Origin of the sequence: Gluconacetobacter tumulisoli, from assembly GCF_014174155.1 — a bacterium.
Lineage (GTDB): Bacteria > Pseudomonadota > Alphaproteobacteria > Acetobacterales > Acetobacteraceae > Gluconacetobacter > Gluconacetobacter tumulisoli.
This window is the reverse complement of record NZ_JABEQM010000011.1, coordinates 104,047-121,673: the sequence shown is the minus strand read 5'-3', so window position 1 is coordinate 121,673 and position 17,627 is coordinate 104,047. Positions and strand designations below refer to the sequence as shown.

Here is a 17,627-nt window from a genome sequence, read left to right as displayed (position 1 = left end):
TCTTTCGGCCGCCCGGCGCGGTTCTGTTGCATATATGTCATAGGTACGAAGTCGATTTGTCTAAATGGTCAAGTTTGCATTGAGGAAAATTCACGTTCTGGAATAGTTGGACAAGTTCATACATCCTTGAGGGGGCCCTCCGGCCAATGTTGTCTCGCACCTGTCTGACCATCCTGCTGGCCAGCACTGCCATAAGCGGATTTGCCGCCACGACCGCCGTGGCGCAGGAGGTGGCGCCCGCGTCGTCCTCCACTTCCGCGACGACCTCGCCGGCCTCCACCCGTGCCCCGACCGCGAAAGGCGGATATTCCGACGCGGCGCCCGAGCAGGTCGCCGTGACCGGCCGCAGCGCGCGCACCCGCGCCCCCGGCGGCGGCCTGCTGCGCGTCGAGACCGAGCCGAAGGCGGTTCAGACCATCACCCGCGACTTCATCGCCAAGCAGTCGCCGACGACCAACATCCAGCAGCTTCTGCGCATGCTGCCCAGCGCCAACGTGTCCGACCAGGACCCGTTCGGCCTGACCTCCGGCCAGACCGAGGTCCGCGGCATGGACCAGACGCAGATCGGCTGGCTGCTGGACGGCATGCCGCTGAACGATATCGGCGGCGGCCAGTTCTATTCCAACGAAGTGCTGGAAGCCGAGGATCTGGAATCGGTCTCGTTGCAGCCAGGATCGGTCAATATCGATTCGCCCGTGGTGAACGCGTCGGCCGGCCTGGTGACCGCGACCATGAGCAACCCGACCCACGAGCGCGGCGGCCTGATCGATATCTCGTTCGGGTCGTTCGACACCCACCGGCAGTTCCTGCGCCTGAATTCGGGTGACATCGGCACCACCGGCCTGCGCGCCATGTTCGCCTTCAGCCACACCGACGGCAACAACTGGCGCGGCCCCGGCCAGATCGAGAAGTTCCACTATGACTTCAAGGCCATCAAGGATTTCCAGAACGGCAGCTCCACCGGCATGACCGTGTCGTACAACGACCAGGTCGCGGATTTCATGCTGAATCCCAGCCTGGCGCAGTACCGCGCGACGGGGTACAGCACGAATTACGACGCCAATTACAGCGGCATCAAGGACACCGCCTACTACAAGCTGCACGTCAATCCGTTCCGTAACGTCATCGTCTCGGCGCCGACGCATATCGTCGTCACGCCCAACCTGTCGATCGATGACACGATTTATTTCTGGCACGGCATCGGCAACGGCACCGGCGGGTCCACCCTGACCGAGGGATCGACCTACATGGGCAACCAGCCCGTGGCTGTCGACCTGAACGGGAATGGCCAGGTCACGCCGGGCACGCAGGCCATCGTCTTCGCGCCGTCGAACCAGGAACAGTTCCGCACCGGCAACACGCTGAAGTTCAACTACCGGATCGGCAGCCATCACACGCTGACGGCGGGCTGGTGGTATGAATATTCCAACCTCGACCAGTATTCGCCGATCGGCATGGTGAACCAGACGACCGGCCAGCCGTTGAATATCTGGGGGACCAAGGATGTCTACACAGTGCCGGGTGGCGACCAGTACCGGGCGCGCGACTTCCTGACGCTGACGCAGATCAACATGCTGTTCGTCGGCGACACGATGAAATATTTCAACGATCGCCTGCGCATCGACCTTGGCTTCAAGGAGGCGATGGTCACCCGCCGCACCTACGATTACTCGCCGGGCGCCCTCTACAACCGCAACCTGCACAATGCCGAGCCGCTGCCGCAGGTCGGCCTGAGCTGGAATTTCAACTCGCATCACCAGATCTATGTCGCCGGGTCCACCAATTTCCGCGTGCCCAGCAACACGTCTCTGGTCGATTATTTCAGCACGGCGGGCAAGCAGACCCAGATTGGTGGTTCGTCGGCGCCGGAATATTCGATCTCGGAAGAAATCGGCTATCGCTATAACGGCGATCTACTGGTCGGCAGTGTCTCGTTCTTCAATTACAACTTCACTAACAAGCAGCTCAGCCTCAGCTACTATGACGGTGCGAGCGGCGCGAATTACAGTCGGACCGTGAATGCCGGCGGTCAGACCACCCGTGGGGTGGACGTTCAGCTGGCGACGCGGCCGCTGTGGTTCCATCTGCGCCCCTATGCGACGTTCGAATATCTGGACGCGCGCATCGACAACAATTTGGCGACGACCGGCGTGCTGAACGGGGCGACGGTCAACGACCTGCTGCCGACGCGCGGCAAGACGCAGATCCGCAGCCCGAAGGTGCAGGCCGCTCTGGGCCTGGATTACGATGACGGCCGCCTGTTCATCTCGGGCAACGTGAAATACGTCGCCAAGCAGTACGCCACCCTGATGGATGACTCGTACATCCCGCAGTTCATCACCGACAGCGTGAATATCGGCTATCGCTTCCGGTCGATGGGCTTCCTCAAGGGGCCGCAGATCCAGCTGAACATGCAGAACCTGACGAACGCCAAGTTCCGCAGCGGCATCGCCGGTTTCGCGAACAATCTGAACGCGACCAAGGGCGTCTACGGCAGCACGATTTCCGGCTCCAACGGCGTCGGCTCGCCCTACTACTACCTGCAGGCTCCGTTCACCGCGATCGTGACGGCCTCCACCGCCTTCTGATCACGGCCTCGCCCCTGTCATACCGGGGGCGGGACCGGACCATGCGATCGGGAAAGCCGGGTGGCCCTGCCACCCGGCTTTTTTTGGACTCGGCCTATCGTTCGGGGGAAGCGGGCAGGCTGTAGGCGAATGCGTAGCTGTGGCCGGCGGCCGCGTCGATCGTCATGTCGCCGGCGATCCCGATCAGCCCGCCGGTGCCCGAATCCGGGACGACGGTGACCGTCATCTCGGACCGGCCCCTGTCCATCAGGCCATGATGCTGGAGCACGAAGCTGCCTGACCGCCCCTGCAACGTGCCGGTCACCCGCTCGATCAGAACATATCCGGCGGATCCCGGGGTGCCGGTGCGTATTGCCAGCATCTCGCCGGTGCCGGCTCCTTCAAGATCGCCATGGAATTGTTTTGTGACGACAAACCGGCCGATGCCGTCCCCGAAGGACGCTTCGGGCTTTATCTCGACATCAAATCTGCCGATCGCTTTCCTGGACATGGCATGGTCTCCGACAAGAGTGGCAGGTGCGGGGGACCGTGGATGAACATGCACCCCCGGGGCGGCCAGCAGGGTTGAAACCAGAAATGTGATGCGTCGCATGCGGCGCCCCTAATCTTTTTGCGCGGCGAATAATATCACATGGCCGGCAGGGCAGGTCGGGCGCTGCCCAAACCTGGCAAGGGCCTTGGCCCTTCCATCCCACTCGTCTTATAAAATTATGTGTTTACAATGGGATATGCGATTTGATTGGGCCGGGGCGATATCCTGCCGTCGCGTCAATCGGGGTGGCGTCCGGCAAAATGGCTTGAATGCGTGATTGCGGGCAGCATCCCGTGGCTTCACGTTGGGGGCAACCCTCCCATATAAGGGACGACATAAGAAGAGGCAGCGTGCGGCGGGGCTGGATTTGCGGCCCTTGCTGCTGTATCCGCCCCGCACTGGACTCTGCCGCATGCACGGAAAGGCATTCTGATGGCCGGCTATCGTTCCCGCACCACGACCCATGGTCGCAACATGGCCGGCGCCCGCAGCCTGTGGCGCGCCACAGGCATGCAGGATTCCGATTTCGGCAAGCCGATCATCGCCGTCGCCAATTCCTTCACCCAGTTCGTGCCGGGCCATGTCCATCTGAAGGATTTGGGCCAGCTGGTTGCCGGTGCGGTGGCCGAGGCCGGGGGCGTCGCGCGCGAATTCAACACCATCGCGGTCGATGACGGCATCGCCATGGGCCATGGCGGCATGCTCTACAGCCTGCCGTCGCGCGAACTGATCGCCGACGCGGTGGAATACATGGTCAACGCGCATTGCGCCGATGCCCTGGTGTGCATCAGCAATTGCGACAAGATCACGCCGGGCATGCTGATGGCGGCGATGCGGCTGAACATCCCCGCCATCTTCGTCTCCGGCGGGCCGATGGAGGCCGGGCGCATCACCCAGGACGGGGTGGAACGCCATGTCGACCTGATCACCTCGATGGTCTCGGCCGCCGATCCGCGCGTCAGCGACGCGGAGTCGCAGAGCATCGAGCGGTCGGCCTGCCCGACCTGCGGATCGTGCTCGGGCATGTTCACCGCCAATTCGATGAACTGCCTGACCGAGGCCCTGGGCCTGGCCCTGCCGGGCAACGGCAGCCTGGTTGCCACCCATGCCGACCGGCGCGACCTGTTCCTGGAGGCCGGGCGGCGGATCGTCGACCTGGCCCGTCGCTGGTACGAGCAGGAGGACGCGACCGCCCTGCCGCGCGGCATCGCGACGATGCAGGCGTTCGAGAACGCGATGTCCGTCGACATCGCCATGGGCGGGTCGACCAACACCGTGCTGCACCTGCTGGCCGCGGCGCATGAGGGCGAAGTCCCCTTCACCATGGCCGACATCGACCGCCTGTCGCGCAAGGTGCCGCATCTGTGCAAGGTCGCGCCATCCAAGGCCGACGTGCATATGGAAGACATCCATCGCGCCGGCGGCATCCCCGCCATCATGGGCGAACTGGACCGGCTGGGTCTGCTGCACCGCGAGGTGCCGATGGTCCACGCGCCTTCTCTGGCGCAGGCGCTGGAATGCTGGGACGTGGCCGCGCCGGACGCGCCGTCGGACGCGCTTACCCTGTTCCGCGCCGCCCCGGGCGGGGTGCGCACGACCCAGGCGTTCTCGCAGGCCAGCCGCTACGTGGAACTGGACCTGGACCGCGCGACGGGTGCGATCCATGACGGGGCGCATGCCTTCAGCCAGGATGGCGGTCTGGCGGTCCTGTACGGCAACATCGCCGAGGACGGGGCGATCGTGAAGACGGCGGGGGTGGCGGCCGGCCTGCTGACCTTCTCCGGCCCAGCGCGAATCTTCGAAAGCCAGGACGCGGCGGTGTCGGCGATCCTGGCCGGCCGGATCGTGGCGGGCGACGTGGTCGTCATTCGCTACGAGGGACCGAAGGGCGGCCCGGGGATGCAGGAAATGCTGTATCCGACCAGCTACCTGAAATCGAAGGGTCTGGCGGAGAAATGCGCCCTGATCACCGACGGCCGCTTCTCGGGCGGCAGCGCCGGCCTGTCGATCGGCCATATCTCGCCCGAGGCAGCCGAGGGCGGGGCCATCGGCCTGCTGGAGGATGGCGACATCATCGAGATCGACATCCCCAACCGCATCCTGCGCACCGCGCTGCCCGACGCCGAATTGTCCGCCCGCCGCACGCGGATGGAGGACAAGGGCGACGCGGCCTGGCTGCCCGAACGCGACCGCGTTGTCTCCGTCGCCCTGCAGGCCTATGCCGCCCTGACCACCAGCGCCGCGCGGGGCGCCGTGCGCGACGTCGCGCAGCTGAAACGTCGCGGACGCTGATCCCTCCGCGATCAGGCCGCGTCGCCTGATCGCGGCACTCTCGCGCGACAGGGCGAATTTCAAGGGCGAATTTCAGACCCGCCTCTCCGGGCGCAGCCCTGCACCCCGCCAAAGGCCATCGGCCCTTGGAAACCAATCCGTTGATCCATGATCGGGGTCCAGGGCCCCAGGCCCTGGCGAGTTCGGGCAACGCCCGACCTGCCTGTCCGCGCGACCATGTAACAATTCGTTTCGATTTCGAACATGGCAGGCATGGCGCCCGGCACTGAGGCCGGTGCGTCCGTAAAGTCCTGTAACAGATCGGATGATGAACCGGCCTTCATGAAAGATGTTTTTCCTACATGAACATCTTTTCATACATATTATGAAACACTCCTATGTATAGCCTGTGAGTTGAGACAGCGTGTCCCGGCAGGGGCGCGTCCACCGACACGGGAGGCCAATTATGACAGATCCAGATTCCAGCGACTGACATCGCGACGTCCGTCCGGTCGTCACCTGTCCGCCATCCCGTCATTCCGGGATCGGCGTGCGACGGCGTGTGCCTGGACCGGTGCGGGTGCGGCCCCTGTGGGGCATCACCGTGCCGCCGTCATTTCATGACAGGACCGCAGGTCCGGCCCATCCCCGTCCCCCGGGGGTGAATGCTGGCGCGCGCCCACGGTCCACGCCCCCGCTGAGAAAGTCCTGAACAGGGGAAAAGGTCGCATATGAATGCAATAGTCGTGACGGCCCTGCGACGGCCGTACACATTTGTCGTCTTGTCCATTCTGATCCTCTTGTTCGGCGTCATGTCCGCCTTCAAGACACCGACGGACGTGTTTCCCAACATCAAGATCCCGGCGATCGCCGTGGTGTGGACCTATGCCGGCCTGCTGCCCGACGAAGTCGCCGGCCGCGTCATGTACAATTACGAACAGGGCGTGACCTCGACGGTCGAGGGCATCGAGCACATGGAGTCCGATTCGTATTACGGACGCGGCATCGTGAAGATCTTCTTCCAGCCGGGAACGGATATCGGATCGGCCGAGGCGGACGTTACCGCGATTTCGCAGACGGTTCTGATGCAGCTGCCGGAAAAGATCCCGGCGCCGATGATCATGAAGCTGGAAGCATCGTCGGTTCCCGTCATCACGCTGGAACTGACGTCGCCCACCATGACGCCGTCGGACCTGTTCAAGCTGGCGCAGATCCGCGTCCGCACGCTGCTGGTGACGGTGCCGGGCGCCATCGTGCCCCATCCGTATGGCGGCATGGACGCGTTCGTGATGTTCGCGCTGAACCAGAAGCAGCTTCAGGCCCACCATCTGTCGGCGATGGACGTGCAGAACGTCCTGGACAAGCAGAACATCGTCCGCCCGGCCGGCGACCAGAAAATCGGCGCCACGGACTGGATGGTTGCGACCAACGCCCAGCCGCGCACGATGGATGAACTGGCCAACATCCCGATCAAGCGGGTGGGCAACTCGGTCATCTACATGCATGACCTGGGCGAGGTGTATCGCGGCGGCCATCCGCAGACCAACCTGGTGCTGGTCAAGGGCCGGCAGGCCGTCGTCATGGTGGTGATGAAGAGCGGCGAGGCCTCGACGCTGGACGTCGTCAACGGCGTCAAGGCGCTGATGCCGCGGCTGGAGCAGGTCATCCCGGCATCGGCCCATATCTCGATCCTCAACGATGCCTCGGGCTTCGTGAAGGATTCGATCAAGGACGTGCTGCGTGAAATGGTCACGGCGGCGTTCCTGACCGGCCTGGTGGTGCTGCTGTTCCTGGGCTCGTGGCGTTCGACGATCATCATCGCGACCTCGATCCCGCTGGCGATCCTGTGCGCGGTGATCGGGCTGGGCTGGGCGGGGCAGACGATCAACGTCATGACCCTGGGCGGCCTGGCGCTGGCGGTCGGCATCCTGGTGGACGACGCCACCGTCATGATCGAGAATATCGACACCCATCTGGAAATGGGCAAGGAGCTGGAGGTCGCGATCATCGACGCGGCCAACCAGATCGTGACCGCGACCTTCGTCTCCACCACCTGCATCTGCATCGTCTGGCTGCCGCTGTTCGAGCTGGGCGGTGTCGCGGGCTGGCTGTTCATGCCGATGGCCGAGGCGATCATCTTCGCCATGATCGCGTCCTTCATCCTGTCGCGCACCCTGGTGCCGACCATGGCGAAGTTCCTGCTGGCGGGGCAGACCCATGGCGCCCACGGCCATGATACGCATGGGGATGAACTGAAGGGCGGCAACGTCTTCTCGCGTTTCCAGCGCGGGTTCGAACGCCGCTTCACCAGCTTCCGCGAATCCTATGGGGCGTTCCTGCAGCGCTCCATCGAGAACCGTGTCCGGTTCGTGTCGGTCTTCCTGGGGCTGTCGGTGCTGTCGATGGGCCTGTACATGGTGGCGGGCCGCGACTTCTTCCCCGAAATCAAGTCCGACCAGCTGCAGATGCACATGCGCGCGCCGCTGGGCACCCGTATCGAGGTCGCGGGCCGCATCGCGACGCTGGTCAGCGACCGCATCCACGAACTGCTGCCCGGCAAGGTCGATGACGTGGTCAGCAATTGCGGCCTGGCCGAGGCGCCGCACAACCAGGCCTTCATTCCCACGCCCACCATCGGCACGCAGGATTGCGACCTGACGATCACGCTGACCGAGGCCGAAGCGCCGGTGTGGGATTACCGCGCGGTGCTGCGGAAGGGCCTGTCCGCCAGCTTTCCCGGCACGGCCTTCACCTTCCAGCCGGCCGACCTGACGGCGAAGATCCTCAATTTCGGATCGCCCTCACCGATCGACATCAAGGTGACGGGTCCGGAATTGTCCAAGCTCTATAGCTACGCCATCGAACTGACGAACAAGCTGCGCGTGGTGCCCGGGGCCACCGACGTGTCGCTGCAGCAGACGATGAAGACGCCGACCCTGTTCGTGAAGGGCGACCGCACGTTCAGCCAGGCGACCGGCATCAGCGCCGCCGACCTGGCCGACAACGAACTGATGACCCTGTCGGGCAGTTCGACCGTCGATCCGGTCTATTGGTACGATCCCGCCTGGGGGGTGACCTTCCTGCTGAACACCTATGTCACGCAGAACCAGCTGACGCATTTCAACGACCTGCTGTCGATCCCGGTCGACAAGGGTGACGGCGATCCCTCCGGCCACGACATGCAGCTGCTGGGCGCGGTCAGCACCATCAGCGCCGTCGGCACGCCGGGCCAGGTCTCGCACTACAACTCGATGCCCGCGTTCGACATCTATGTGTCGGCCGAAGGCACCGATCTGGGGACCGTGCTGTCGGGGGTGAACAAGGTGATCGCGCAGACGAACGCCGACGTGCCGCGCGGCGCGGCGGTGGATGTCGAAGGCCAGGCGACCACGATGCGCAGCGCCTATTACCAGCTGATCGGCGGCCTGATGGTGTCGATCGCGCTGATCTACCTGCTGATCGTCGTGAACTTCCAGTCCTGGCTGGACCCGTTCATCATCATCTCGGCCCTGCCGGGGGCGCTGGCCGGCATCGCGTGGAGCCTGTTCCTGACGCACACCCATCTGTCGGTCCCGGCGCTGACCGGCGCCATCATGTGCATGGGCACGGCGACCGCGAACTCGATCCTGGTCGTCTCCTATGCCCGTGAACGGCTGGAGATCCACGGCGACGCGCTGAAGGCGGCGCTGGAGGCCGGGTACGGTCGTATCCGGCCGGTGCTGATGACCGCCGCGGCGATGATCGTGGGCATGGTCCCGATGTCGATCAGCAATTCGCAGAACGCACCGCTGGGCAAGGCGGTGATCGGCGGGCTGATCGTGGCCACGATTTCCACCCTTCTCTTCGTCCCTTGTGTTTACGCAATCATCTACAACCGCCCGTCCCGCCGGAAGGAGACCGTCTGATGGCTTCCCTGTCTCGTACTACCGTTCTGGCGACGGGGGCCTGTGTCCTGGCCCTGCTGGTCGGCTATCAGGTCTTTGACCGGGTGCATGCGGCAAGCGCCCTGCGCGCCGAGACCATCCGCAACGCGCTGCCCGACGTTGCCGTCATTACGGCCAAGCCCGCGCCCAAGAACGTGACGCTGACGCTGCCGGGCAATATCGACGCCTGGTACCAGGCGCCGCTGTTTCCGCAGGCCTCGGGCTATGTGAAGATGTGGTACAAGGATTACGGCGCCGAGGTGAAGACCGGCGACGTACTGGCCGAAATCAACGCCCCCAGCCTGGACGCCCAATATGCCCAGGCCAAGGCCGATCTGGCGGAGGCGCAGGCCAAGTACAACCTGACCGTGGTCAGCGCCAACCGCTGGCGCGCCATGGCGAAGTCGCAGGCAGTGTCGGGCCAGTCGGTCTCGGTCGCCGATGCGAACGAGAAGGCGGGCCTGGCGAGCATGCAGGCGGCCGAGCACAAGGTCGACCAGTTCGAGGCGCTGGAGCGCTTCAAGACCGTCGTCGCGCCATTCGACGGCGTGGTGACGTCGCGCGACATCAATGTCGGCGACTATGTCAGCGGTGGCGCCGGCGAGCATGGTTCGAACGGCGAAGCCAGCCAGCTCTTCACCGTATCGGACATGCACAAGATGCGCCTGTTCGTATCGGTGCCCGAAGTGTTCTCGTACATCCTCAAGCCCGGCATGACGGCCGAGGTCAGCGTGCCGCAGTTCCCCGACCGCACGTTCAAGGCGGACTTCCTGACCATCGCGCGGGGCTATGACCCGAACACCCGCACGGCGGTGACGGAATTCACCATCGATAACGACAAGCATGAGCTGTGGCCGGGCACGTTCGCCTCGGTCAAGCTGACCGCAGCCTCGACGCCCGGCGTGTTCGAGATCCCGACCGCCGCCCTGGTGTTCGAGGAAAAGGGCATGCAGGTCGCGGTGCTGGATGCCAACGATGTCGTGCATTACCACAATATCGAGGTCGGGCGCATGGCCGATGGCGAGACCGATGTGACGGGCGGGGTGTCGCCCACCGACCGGATCATCAACAACCCGCCGGCCGACCTGCTGGAAGGACAGAAGGTGCACGTCGTGCAGCCGGCCAAGGGTTATGACGAATCCAGCGAGGAAATCGAGGGATGATCGTGCGGTCACTGCGCCGGACCATGGTGTCCGGCGGGGCGATGCTGTCGCTGACGGCGTTGTCCGCCTGCGACCTGGCGCCCACCTACCATCCCCCGACCTATGTCGTGCCGGCCACCTGGCATGGGCAGGCGCCGTTCGCCACCGCCACGCCGGCGGATACCCAGCTGCCGTCGAACTGGTGGACGGTGCTGCATGATCCGCAGCTGGATGCGCTGGAAGACAAGGCCATGGCCGCCAACGCGGACCTGCAGGCTGCGGCCGAACGGTTCGTCCAGGCGCGCGCCATGGTCATGCAGGCCCGTGCCGACCTGCTGCCGCATTTCGGCCTGGCTTTCGGCGCGTCGGACAACAAGCAGTCGGCGGACCGGCTGTTTCGCTACAAGGGCGCGCTGACCCAGACCGACGAATTCTATGGCGGCCTGGCGTCGTGGGAGCCGGATTTCTGGTCGGAAATCCGCAACCAGGTGCGCATGGCGAAATATTCCGCCCAGCAGAAGGCGGCGGATTTCGCGGCGGCGCGGCTGAGCCTGCAGGCGGAACTGGCGGACGATTACGTGGCCCTGCGCGGCTATGACGCGCAGGACGCGATCTATCGCAAATCCATCGCCTATTACCAGCAGGCGGTGTCGGTCACCCAGTCGCAGCTGGCCAACCAGGCGGCACCCCGTCTGGACCTGGCCCGTGCGCAGAACCGGCTGTACGTCACCCAGGCGGCGGAACTGGATATCCTGGCCGAGCGCGAGGTGACGGAACATGCGATCGCCATCCTGACCAACAGCGCGCCGTCCGGTTTCCATATCGCGCCGGTCGAAACGCTGCATTTCACGCGGGCGACCATTCCGGTGGGCGTGCCGTCCGACCTGCTGCAGCGTCGTCCGGACGTCGCGTCGGCGGAACGGCAGATGGCGCAGGCGAACCGTGCGATTGGCGTGTCGCGCGCGGCGTTCTATCCGCATATCGCGCTCAGCGCGAACGGCGGATTCGATGCCAACGGGTTCGACCTGGCCAATCTGGCGAACAGCATGTGGTCCTATGGCGCCTCGGCCTCGATGCCGATCTTCGAGGGCGGCCTGCGCCGCGCGGCCCTGCAGGCCTCCTGGGCCAGCTATCGCGAGATGCGTGACCGCTATCGCTCCTCGGTCCTCTCGGCGTTTCGCGAGGTCGAGGACGGGCTGTCGCGCACCGATCGCCTGTGGGCGGAAAACGACCGCCTGAGGGCGGCCGTGTCGGCGGCGCTGGACATGCAGAATATGACCATGACCCTGTACAAGGGGGGCGTGTCCCCCTATCTGGACGCGATCATAGCGCAGGAAGCGGCACTGGACGCACAGATCTCGCAGGTGCAGGTCGCGACCCGCTATTTCCAGGCGGAAGTGGGTCTGGTCCGCGCGCTGGGCGGTGGCTGGAACGACAAGCTGCTGCCGACGCCCGACCAGACGATGACGTTCTCGGTCCTGCAATATGACGGGCTGCACCATCCCACCCCCGCCGGTGGGATCGACACCCCTGTCGACGAAACCCCGTATGACGATCTGACGGGCACGCCGACGTTGCGCACGGGCACGGTCCCGATGGGAAAGTGACCGGACGGCTTTGAATGCCGCCTGATACCCGGGGCCATCTGGCCCCGGGTTTTTTTGTGCCTGTCGGATGAGATTGCAAACAGGCTGGGTCGCCTGATTCCCATGAAGCGGATTATGTGATTCAGAAAGAGGACTGGTCGACAGGCCAGGCTTCAGGGTGGCGATCGCGGGCGGATTGCCCGTGCTGTCGTCAGGCAGGGTGTAATGATGCGACGGATGCTTTTTCCACTTCTTCTCGCGATGCCTGCCCTGGCGCTGGCCGCGCCCCCGCCGGCGGCGGTGACCATCGACCCGCCCGTCGATCGCCTGCATCCATCGGCGATGGCCGCCTTCGTCATCCCTTCGGAAGATGGTGCGCTGAACGCCGTGATGTACAGTGCGGCCGGGGCCCGGCCGCATCCGACCTTGCTGCTGCTCCACGGTTTTCCCGGCAACGAACAGAATCTGGATCTGGCCCAGGCCGCGCGGCGTGCGGGGTGGAATGTCCTCACATTCCATTATCGTGGGTCCTGGGGCAGCCCCGGTCGCTTTTCCTTCGCCCACTGCGTGCAGGATGCCGCCAATGCGCTGGCCTACCTGCGCCAGTCCCAGGTGATTGCGCGGTTCGACATCGACTCATCCCGCATTGCCGTCGCCGGGCATAGTCTCGGCGGCATCGTGGCCGCGCGGATCGCAGCCGATGACCCGCGCGTCGTCGGTGCGTTCCTGATCGATCCGGCCGACTTCGCCGCGATCGGCCGCAGCTTTGCCGACCCTGAAAAGCGTGAAGCGTTCCTGGTCGATGAGGTGCGCGGTGACATGCCGCCGCTGGCCGGCACCAGCGAGGCGCGACTCATGGACGAGGTGGCGCATGCCGGTTCCGCGCTGGACCTGGTCGCCACGATGCCTGCTCTGTCCGGGCGCCCTCTGGGACTGATTGGTACAACGCGTGGTATCGGCTTCATGGCCGAGGCTGCCGCCCGGGCCGCGCGCAAGGCAGGCGCCAAACATCTCGATGCCGAGACCTTGGAAACTGATCACAGCTTTTCCGATGCCAGAATCGCTCTGGCCAGTCGACTGGTGACCTGGTTGGGACAATTCCAGCACTGACCCCGTGTGGCGGGGGTTCTTCGTTCTTCTTTGTAAAAAAGAACCAAAAAATTTTGGACGTTCAGGGGACCATGTGCGGGATCATGCGAGGGCTGATAACGAATGAAAGTCTTTTTGCTTCTTTTTCTTCAGAAAAAGAAGGCATCGGCCAGCCGCTCCGGAAGGGATGGCGGGGCCTGATGTTGGCGGCACTGCTGGGGGCGTGCGTGCCGGGCCTGTCGCAGGCCGCGTCGCCGCAGGCCTGGCCGGACAACGCCACCGACCTGGTGGCGGCGATGCACGCCGGGCGGTTGGCGCCCGACAGCCTGGTGCGGCGCTATCGCGCGCGCATCGCGCGGACTGACGCGGGGCCGGACGGGCTGCACGCTATCCTGGCGCTGAATCCCGACGCGGTAGCGCAGGCCGCCGCCCTGGCGCGGATGCGGCGGGTGCGCGGCCCGCTGTATGGCCTGCCGATTGTGGTGAAGGACAATATCGAAACGCGGGACCCGTTGCCGACGACCGCCGGGTCGCTGGCGCTGGTGGGGAACCTGACGCATCGCGACGCGCCGGTGATCGCGCGGCTGCGCGCGGCCGGGGCGATCGTGCTGGGCAAGGGCAACCTGTCGGAATGGGCCAATTTCCGCTCGGCCCACGCCAGCAGCGGATGGAGCGCCGTGGGCGGCCTGACGCGCAATCCGTACGATCGCGCGCGGACGGCCTGCGGCTCCAGCGCCGGCAGTGCCGTCGCCGTGGCAGCGGGCCTGGCTATGGCGGCCATCGGGACCGAAACCAATGGCTCGATCACCTGTCCGGCGGCGGTCAACGGCATCGTCGGGCTGAAGCCGACGGTGGGTCTGGTGTCGCGTACATTCGTCGTGCCGATCTCGACCAGCCAGGACACGCCCGGCCCGATGACGCGCACCGTACGGGACGCCGCGCTGCTGCTGGGTGTCATGGCGGGATCCGACCCCGTCGATCCCGCGACGGCGGACGCCGATCGCCATCGCGCCGATTATCTGGCGGGCCTGGCACCCGATGCCCTGCGCGGGCGGCGGATCGGCGTGATGCGCTTCGCCCAGGGCAAAAATCCCGACCTGCGCGCGGTATTCGACACCGCCCTTGCGCGGCTGCGCGCATTGGGCGCGACCCTGGTCGAGATCGGGACATTCGACGCCAAGACCATGGGCGAAGCCGAATTGACGGTCCTGCTGTCCGAATTCCGCGCCGGGGTGAATGCCTATCTGGCCCAGACCCCGGCGGCGGTGAAGACCCGCGACCTGACGGCGTTGATCGCGTTCGATACCGAACACGCCGATCGCGAAATGACATGGTTTGGACAGGATATGTTCGAAAAGGCGGTTCAGGCCCCAACTTTGTCGGATCCCGCCTACCTGACGGCGCGGACCGACGCGCGACGCCTCGCCGGGGCGGCGGGCATCGACGCCATGCTGGCGCACGATCGGCTGGACGCCCTGGTGGCTCCCACGATCGGTCCGGCCTGGATGACCGATCCCGTCCTGGGCGACCGGCCGGGCGACGGAACTGGCGCGGGGACATTGGCGGCCGTGGCCGGCTATCCGCATCTCAGCGTGCCGATGGGCCGGGTGCGGGGGCTGCCGGTCGGGCTGTCCTTTATCGGCGCGGCCTGGTCGGAACCGGCGCTGCTGGCGATGGGATATGCCTATGAACAGGCGGGCCCGGTCGCGCCTGCAGCGCGGTGACCTGTTCGGAATCATATCGATCCGCAGCATGAATGGCCCCTGGCGCCACGCCTCGTGGCGCCGCTTCTGGTCACGGCCTGTCGGTGCCGTTGCGTGCGGATCAGTCCCACGCACGCCGTGAGCCGGACTCCAACTACCTGACAAATATTATCTTTACGGACTTTGTGAAGGTTTTAAGAAACCTGATCATACGGTCAGGTTTGGCCTGCCAACATGAATGAATGGGTGTTAGACGTGACGCAAATATAATCCAGAGGATATGAAACTTGACGCGTTCCCTGACCTGTCTTCCGTTGCTGCTTGCAAGCACCGCGATCGTGACGATCGCCGCGATGCCCGCGCGCGCCCAGACGGCAAATCAGTCGCAGCACCCTTCGGCCGTGCCCCCCACGATGCTCGGCTCCACCGCGCCCACCGATGTCGCGGCCGAACATGTCGAAGTGACGGGCCACAGCGCAGGCGATGGCGTCACCCGCCGCGCGCTCGGCGGCGGCCTGATGGTGAACGAGGATGCGCCGAAATCGAAATCGACCGTCACCCGTGATTTCATCGAAAAGCAGACGCCCGGTCTCAATCCGTTCCAGCTGATGACGCTTATGCCGGGTGTGAACACGTCGGACACCGATCCGATGGGCCTGACCGGCGGCACCATGACGGTGCGCGGCATGACGCAGTCCCAGATGGGCTTCACGCTCGAAGGCTTCCCGCTCAGCGACATCGGTTCCGGCGCGATCTACCCGCAGGAAATCCTGGATTCGGAGAACCTGCAGAAGATCCAGCTGGCGCAGGGCTCCGCGGATCTCGACAGCCCGGTCATCAACGCGTCCGGCGGCATCGTCAACATGTACATGATCGACCCGCTGATGAAGATGGGCGGCCGGGTCAATTTCAGCTACGGCTCGTTCAATTCGGTGCGCGGCTTCGTGCGGTATGATACCGGCCTGATCGCCCATACGAACGCGCGTGCCTATTTCTCCTTCTCCGACACGCACGCCAACATGTGGCGCGGCCCGGGCATGGACAAGAAGATCCATGGCGAGATGAAATTCGTCAATGACTGGGGGCAGGGCAATCGCATTTCGTTGGCGATCGTCGGCAATCAGCTCAATAACGCCGCGTTTCCCAGCACCAACCTGACCAATTACCAGAAATTCGGCGATGGCGTGATGGGCGCGCCGGTTACGGGCAATACGGTCTACAGCTCGGTGTACACCGGCGATACCTCGGCCAACTCGACCTATTACAAGCTGCACCAGAATCCGTTCACCAACATCTATGCTAGCGCGCCCTCGACCTTCACCCTGACCGACCGCATCGTCCTGACGGAAACCCCGTACTTCTGGTACGGCAACGGAAATGGCGGCGGCGCCTATTACGAGAATCTCGAGAAGCAACAATGGGGATCCCAGACGATGGGAAGCTCGATCAACGGGGTCTCCAAGGGATCGACGTTGCTCTACAACCCGTCGAACACCCAGACCTATCGCCCTGGCGCAGTCACGAAGGTCACGCTGACCACCGGGCCGAACCGGCTGCTGATCGGCTATTGGTTCGAATATTCGAAGCAGTTCCAGACCGGGCCATATTCGGGGGTCAACGCGGACGGCACGCCGGCCGATGTGTGGGGGGGCGGTTCGCAGCTTGTCCTCGCCAATGGCGAGACGCAGCAATATCGCGATGCGATGACCCAGACGACGATTCACGCGCCCTTCATCGGCGACAGCCTTTCGCTCCTGCACGATCGGTTGACGCTCGATGCGGGATTCAAATACGCGATCGTGACCCGGCGCGGGCAGAACAACCTGCCCGACACCTCGACGGGAAAATATATCAGCCAGACCCTGGGGGAGCCTCTGCCCACGGCGGCGGTCCGGTTCAAGATCAACGACGAAAATCAGCTCTTCGTTTCCGGTGCGACAAATTTCCGGATGCCGGCCAACACGTCGCTGTATGACGCCGGCACCTATTACAGCGGATCGGGATATACTACCCACGGCACGACCGCGCAGAAGCCGGAAATCTCGATTTCCGAGGAAGCGGGCTGGCGCTACCAGGGCAAGCTGTTCTCGTCCTCGATTACCTATTTCCACTATAATTTCACAAACCGCCTCTATACGCAGACGGTCGTGGACCCGACCAATCCGGCCAATTACTGGACCAGCAGCATCAATGGCGGCAACGCGCACAGCGACGGCGTGGATTTCGAGATCGGAACGCGTCCGATTTATAATTTCCGCCCCTATGTGTCGGCCGAATATCTGCATGCCGTTACCGACAGCAACATCGCCGTCTCCGCCAAGCTCAACGGCAGCTCCATCACCGATTACGTCCGCAGCGCCGGCAAGATCGCTCCGCAGGCCCCCAAATACACGCTGGGTTTCGGCCTCGATTATGACGACGGCAGCGTGTTCGGTACGTTCAACCTGAAATATACCGCACGGCAATATTCGACCTTCATGGATGACCAGTCCATTCCGGGGTTCGTGCGCATGAATGTCTCGGCGGGCTACCGGTTCCCCAACTGGGGACCATTCAAGAGCCCGCATGTGCAGATCAATCTCCAGAACATCGCCAATACCCGTTATCTGGGGGCGGTCAGTGGCGTTCAGGCGACGGCCAACGCAATGAAAGGCGTTTACGGCGGCGCGATCAGCGGCAGCGCACCGACCTATTCGATCGCCTCCCCGTTCTCGGCCATCGGGTCCATCAGTTCGGATTTCTGATCCGCGACCAGGCGTGGGAAGGGCCCATTTCCGGAAGGGGATGGGCCTT

General features: G+C 64.3%; 9 protein-coding genes. 8 read left to right on the top strand and 1 reads right to left on the bottom strand.

The features are described 5' to 3' along the window. Positions 1 to 146 precede the first annotated feature (146 nt). On the top strand, positions 147 to 2,588 hold the full coding sequence (locus HLH28_RS13670) for a TonB-dependent receptor (protein WP_182960116.1): 2,442 nt from the start codon (positions 147 to 149) through the stop codon (positions 2,586 to 2,588). Between the two features lie 94 nt (positions 2,589 to 2,682). On the opposite strand, the gene HLH28_RS13665 is transcribed toward HLH28_RS13670, so the two are convergent. Beyond that, positions 2,683 to 3,078: a DUF3224 domain-containing protein gene (locus tag HLH28_RS13665; protein ID WP_182960114.1), complete on the bottom strand. Its 396-nt coding sequence runs from the start codon at positions 3,076 to 3,078 to the stop codon at positions 2,683 to 2,685. A gap of 474 nt (positions 3,079 to 3,552) precedes the next feature. On the opposite strand from HLH28_RS13665, the gene ilvD reads away from it, so the two are divergent. The 7 genes from ilvD (at position 3,553) to HLH28_RS13630 (ending at position 17,578) form a co-directional block, all read left to right on the top strand. Beyond that, the gene (gene ilvD / locus HLH28_RS13660; RefSeq protein ID WP_182960111.1) at positions 3,553 to 5,412 is read left to right on the top strand and encodes a dihydroxy-acid dehydratase; all 1,860 of its coding nucleotides are present in this window, start codon (positions 3,553 to 3,555) and stop codon (positions 5,410 to 5,412) included. Positions 5,413 to 6,122: 710 nt separating this feature from the next. Next, positions 6,123 to 9,296 (top strand): efflux RND transporter permease subunit, encoded by a 3,174-nt coding sequence (locus HLH28_RS13655; protein ID WP_182960109.1) that lies wholly within the window; start codon positions 6,123 to 6,125, stop codon positions 9,294 to 9,296. Beyond that, positions 9,296 to 10,477: an efflux RND transporter periplasmic adaptor subunit gene (locus tag HLH28_RS13650; RefSeq protein ID WP_182960107.1), complete on the top strand. Its 1,182-nt coding sequence runs from the start codon at positions 9,296 to 9,298 to the stop codon at positions 10,475 to 10,477. The genes HLH28_RS13655 and HLH28_RS13650 overlap by 1 nt, the downstream gene beginning before the upstream one ends. Beyond that, positions 10,474 to 12,063 (top strand): efflux transporter outer membrane subunit, encoded by a 1,590-nt coding sequence (locus HLH28_RS13645; RefSeq protein WP_182960105.1) that lies wholly within the window; start codon positions 10,474 to 10,476, stop codon positions 12,061 to 12,063. Before HLH28_RS13650 ends, HLH28_RS13645 begins: the two co-directional genes overlap by 4 nt. A 240-nt stretch (positions 12,064 to 12,303) precedes the next feature. Continuing rightward, a complete protein-coding gene (locus HLH28_RS13640; RefSeq protein ID WP_246396179.1) occupies positions 12,304 to 13,152 on the top strand; it encodes an alpha/beta hydrolase in 849 nt (282 codons plus the stop codon). Between the two features lie 179 nt (positions 13,153 to 13,331). After that, positions 13,332 to 14,855, top strand: coding sequence for an amidase (locus tag HLH28_RS13635; protein ID WP_182960103.1), 1,524 nt, complete (start codon positions 13,332 to 13,334; stop codon positions 14,853 to 14,855). Between the two features lie 332 nt (positions 14,856 to 15,187). Beyond that, positions 15,188 to 17,578, top strand: coding sequence for a TonB-dependent receptor (locus tag HLH28_RS13630; RefSeq protein ID WP_408869852.1), 2,391 nt, complete (start codon positions 15,188 to 15,190; stop codon positions 17,576 to 17,578). Positions 17,579 to 17,627: the final 49 nt, after the last annotated feature.

Bases quoted from the DNA above. Each gene is read 5' to 3' on its own strand.
- HLH28_RS13670 (WP_182960116.1), top strand. From the start codon at position 147: ATGTTGTCTCGCACCTGTCTGACCATCCTGCTGGCCAGCACTGCCATA.
- HLH28_RS13665 (WP_182960114.1), bottom strand. From the start codon at position 3,078: ATGTCCAGGAAAGCGATCGGCAGATTTGATGTCGAGATAAAGCCCGAA.
- ilvD (WP_182960111.1), top strand. From the start codon at position 3,553: ATGGCCGGCTATCGTTCCCGCACCACGACCCATGGTCGCAACATGGCC.
- HLH28_RS13655 (WP_182960109.1), top strand. From the start codon at position 6,123: ATGAATGCAATAGTCGTGACGGCCCTGCGACGGCCGTACACATTTGTC.
- HLH28_RS13650 (WP_182960107.1), top strand. From the start codon at position 9,296: ATGGCTTCCCTGTCTCGTACTACCGTTCTGGCGACGGGGGCCTGTGTC.
- HLH28_RS13645 (WP_182960105.1), top strand. From the start codon at position 10,474: ATGATCGTGCGGTCACTGCGCCGGACCATGGTGTCCGGCGGGGCGATG.
- HLH28_RS13640 (WP_246396179.1), top strand. From the start codon at position 12,304: ATGCCTGCCCTGGCGCTGGCCGCGCCCCCGCCGGCGGCGGTGACCATC.
- HLH28_RS13635 (WP_182960103.1), top strand. From the start codon at position 13,332: ATGTTGGCGGCACTGCTGGGGGCGTGCGTGCCGGGCCTGTCGCAGGCC.
- HLH28_RS13630 (WP_408869852.1), top strand. From the start codon at position 15,188: ATGCCCGCGCGCGCCCAGACGGCAAATCAGTCGCAGCACCCTTCGGCC.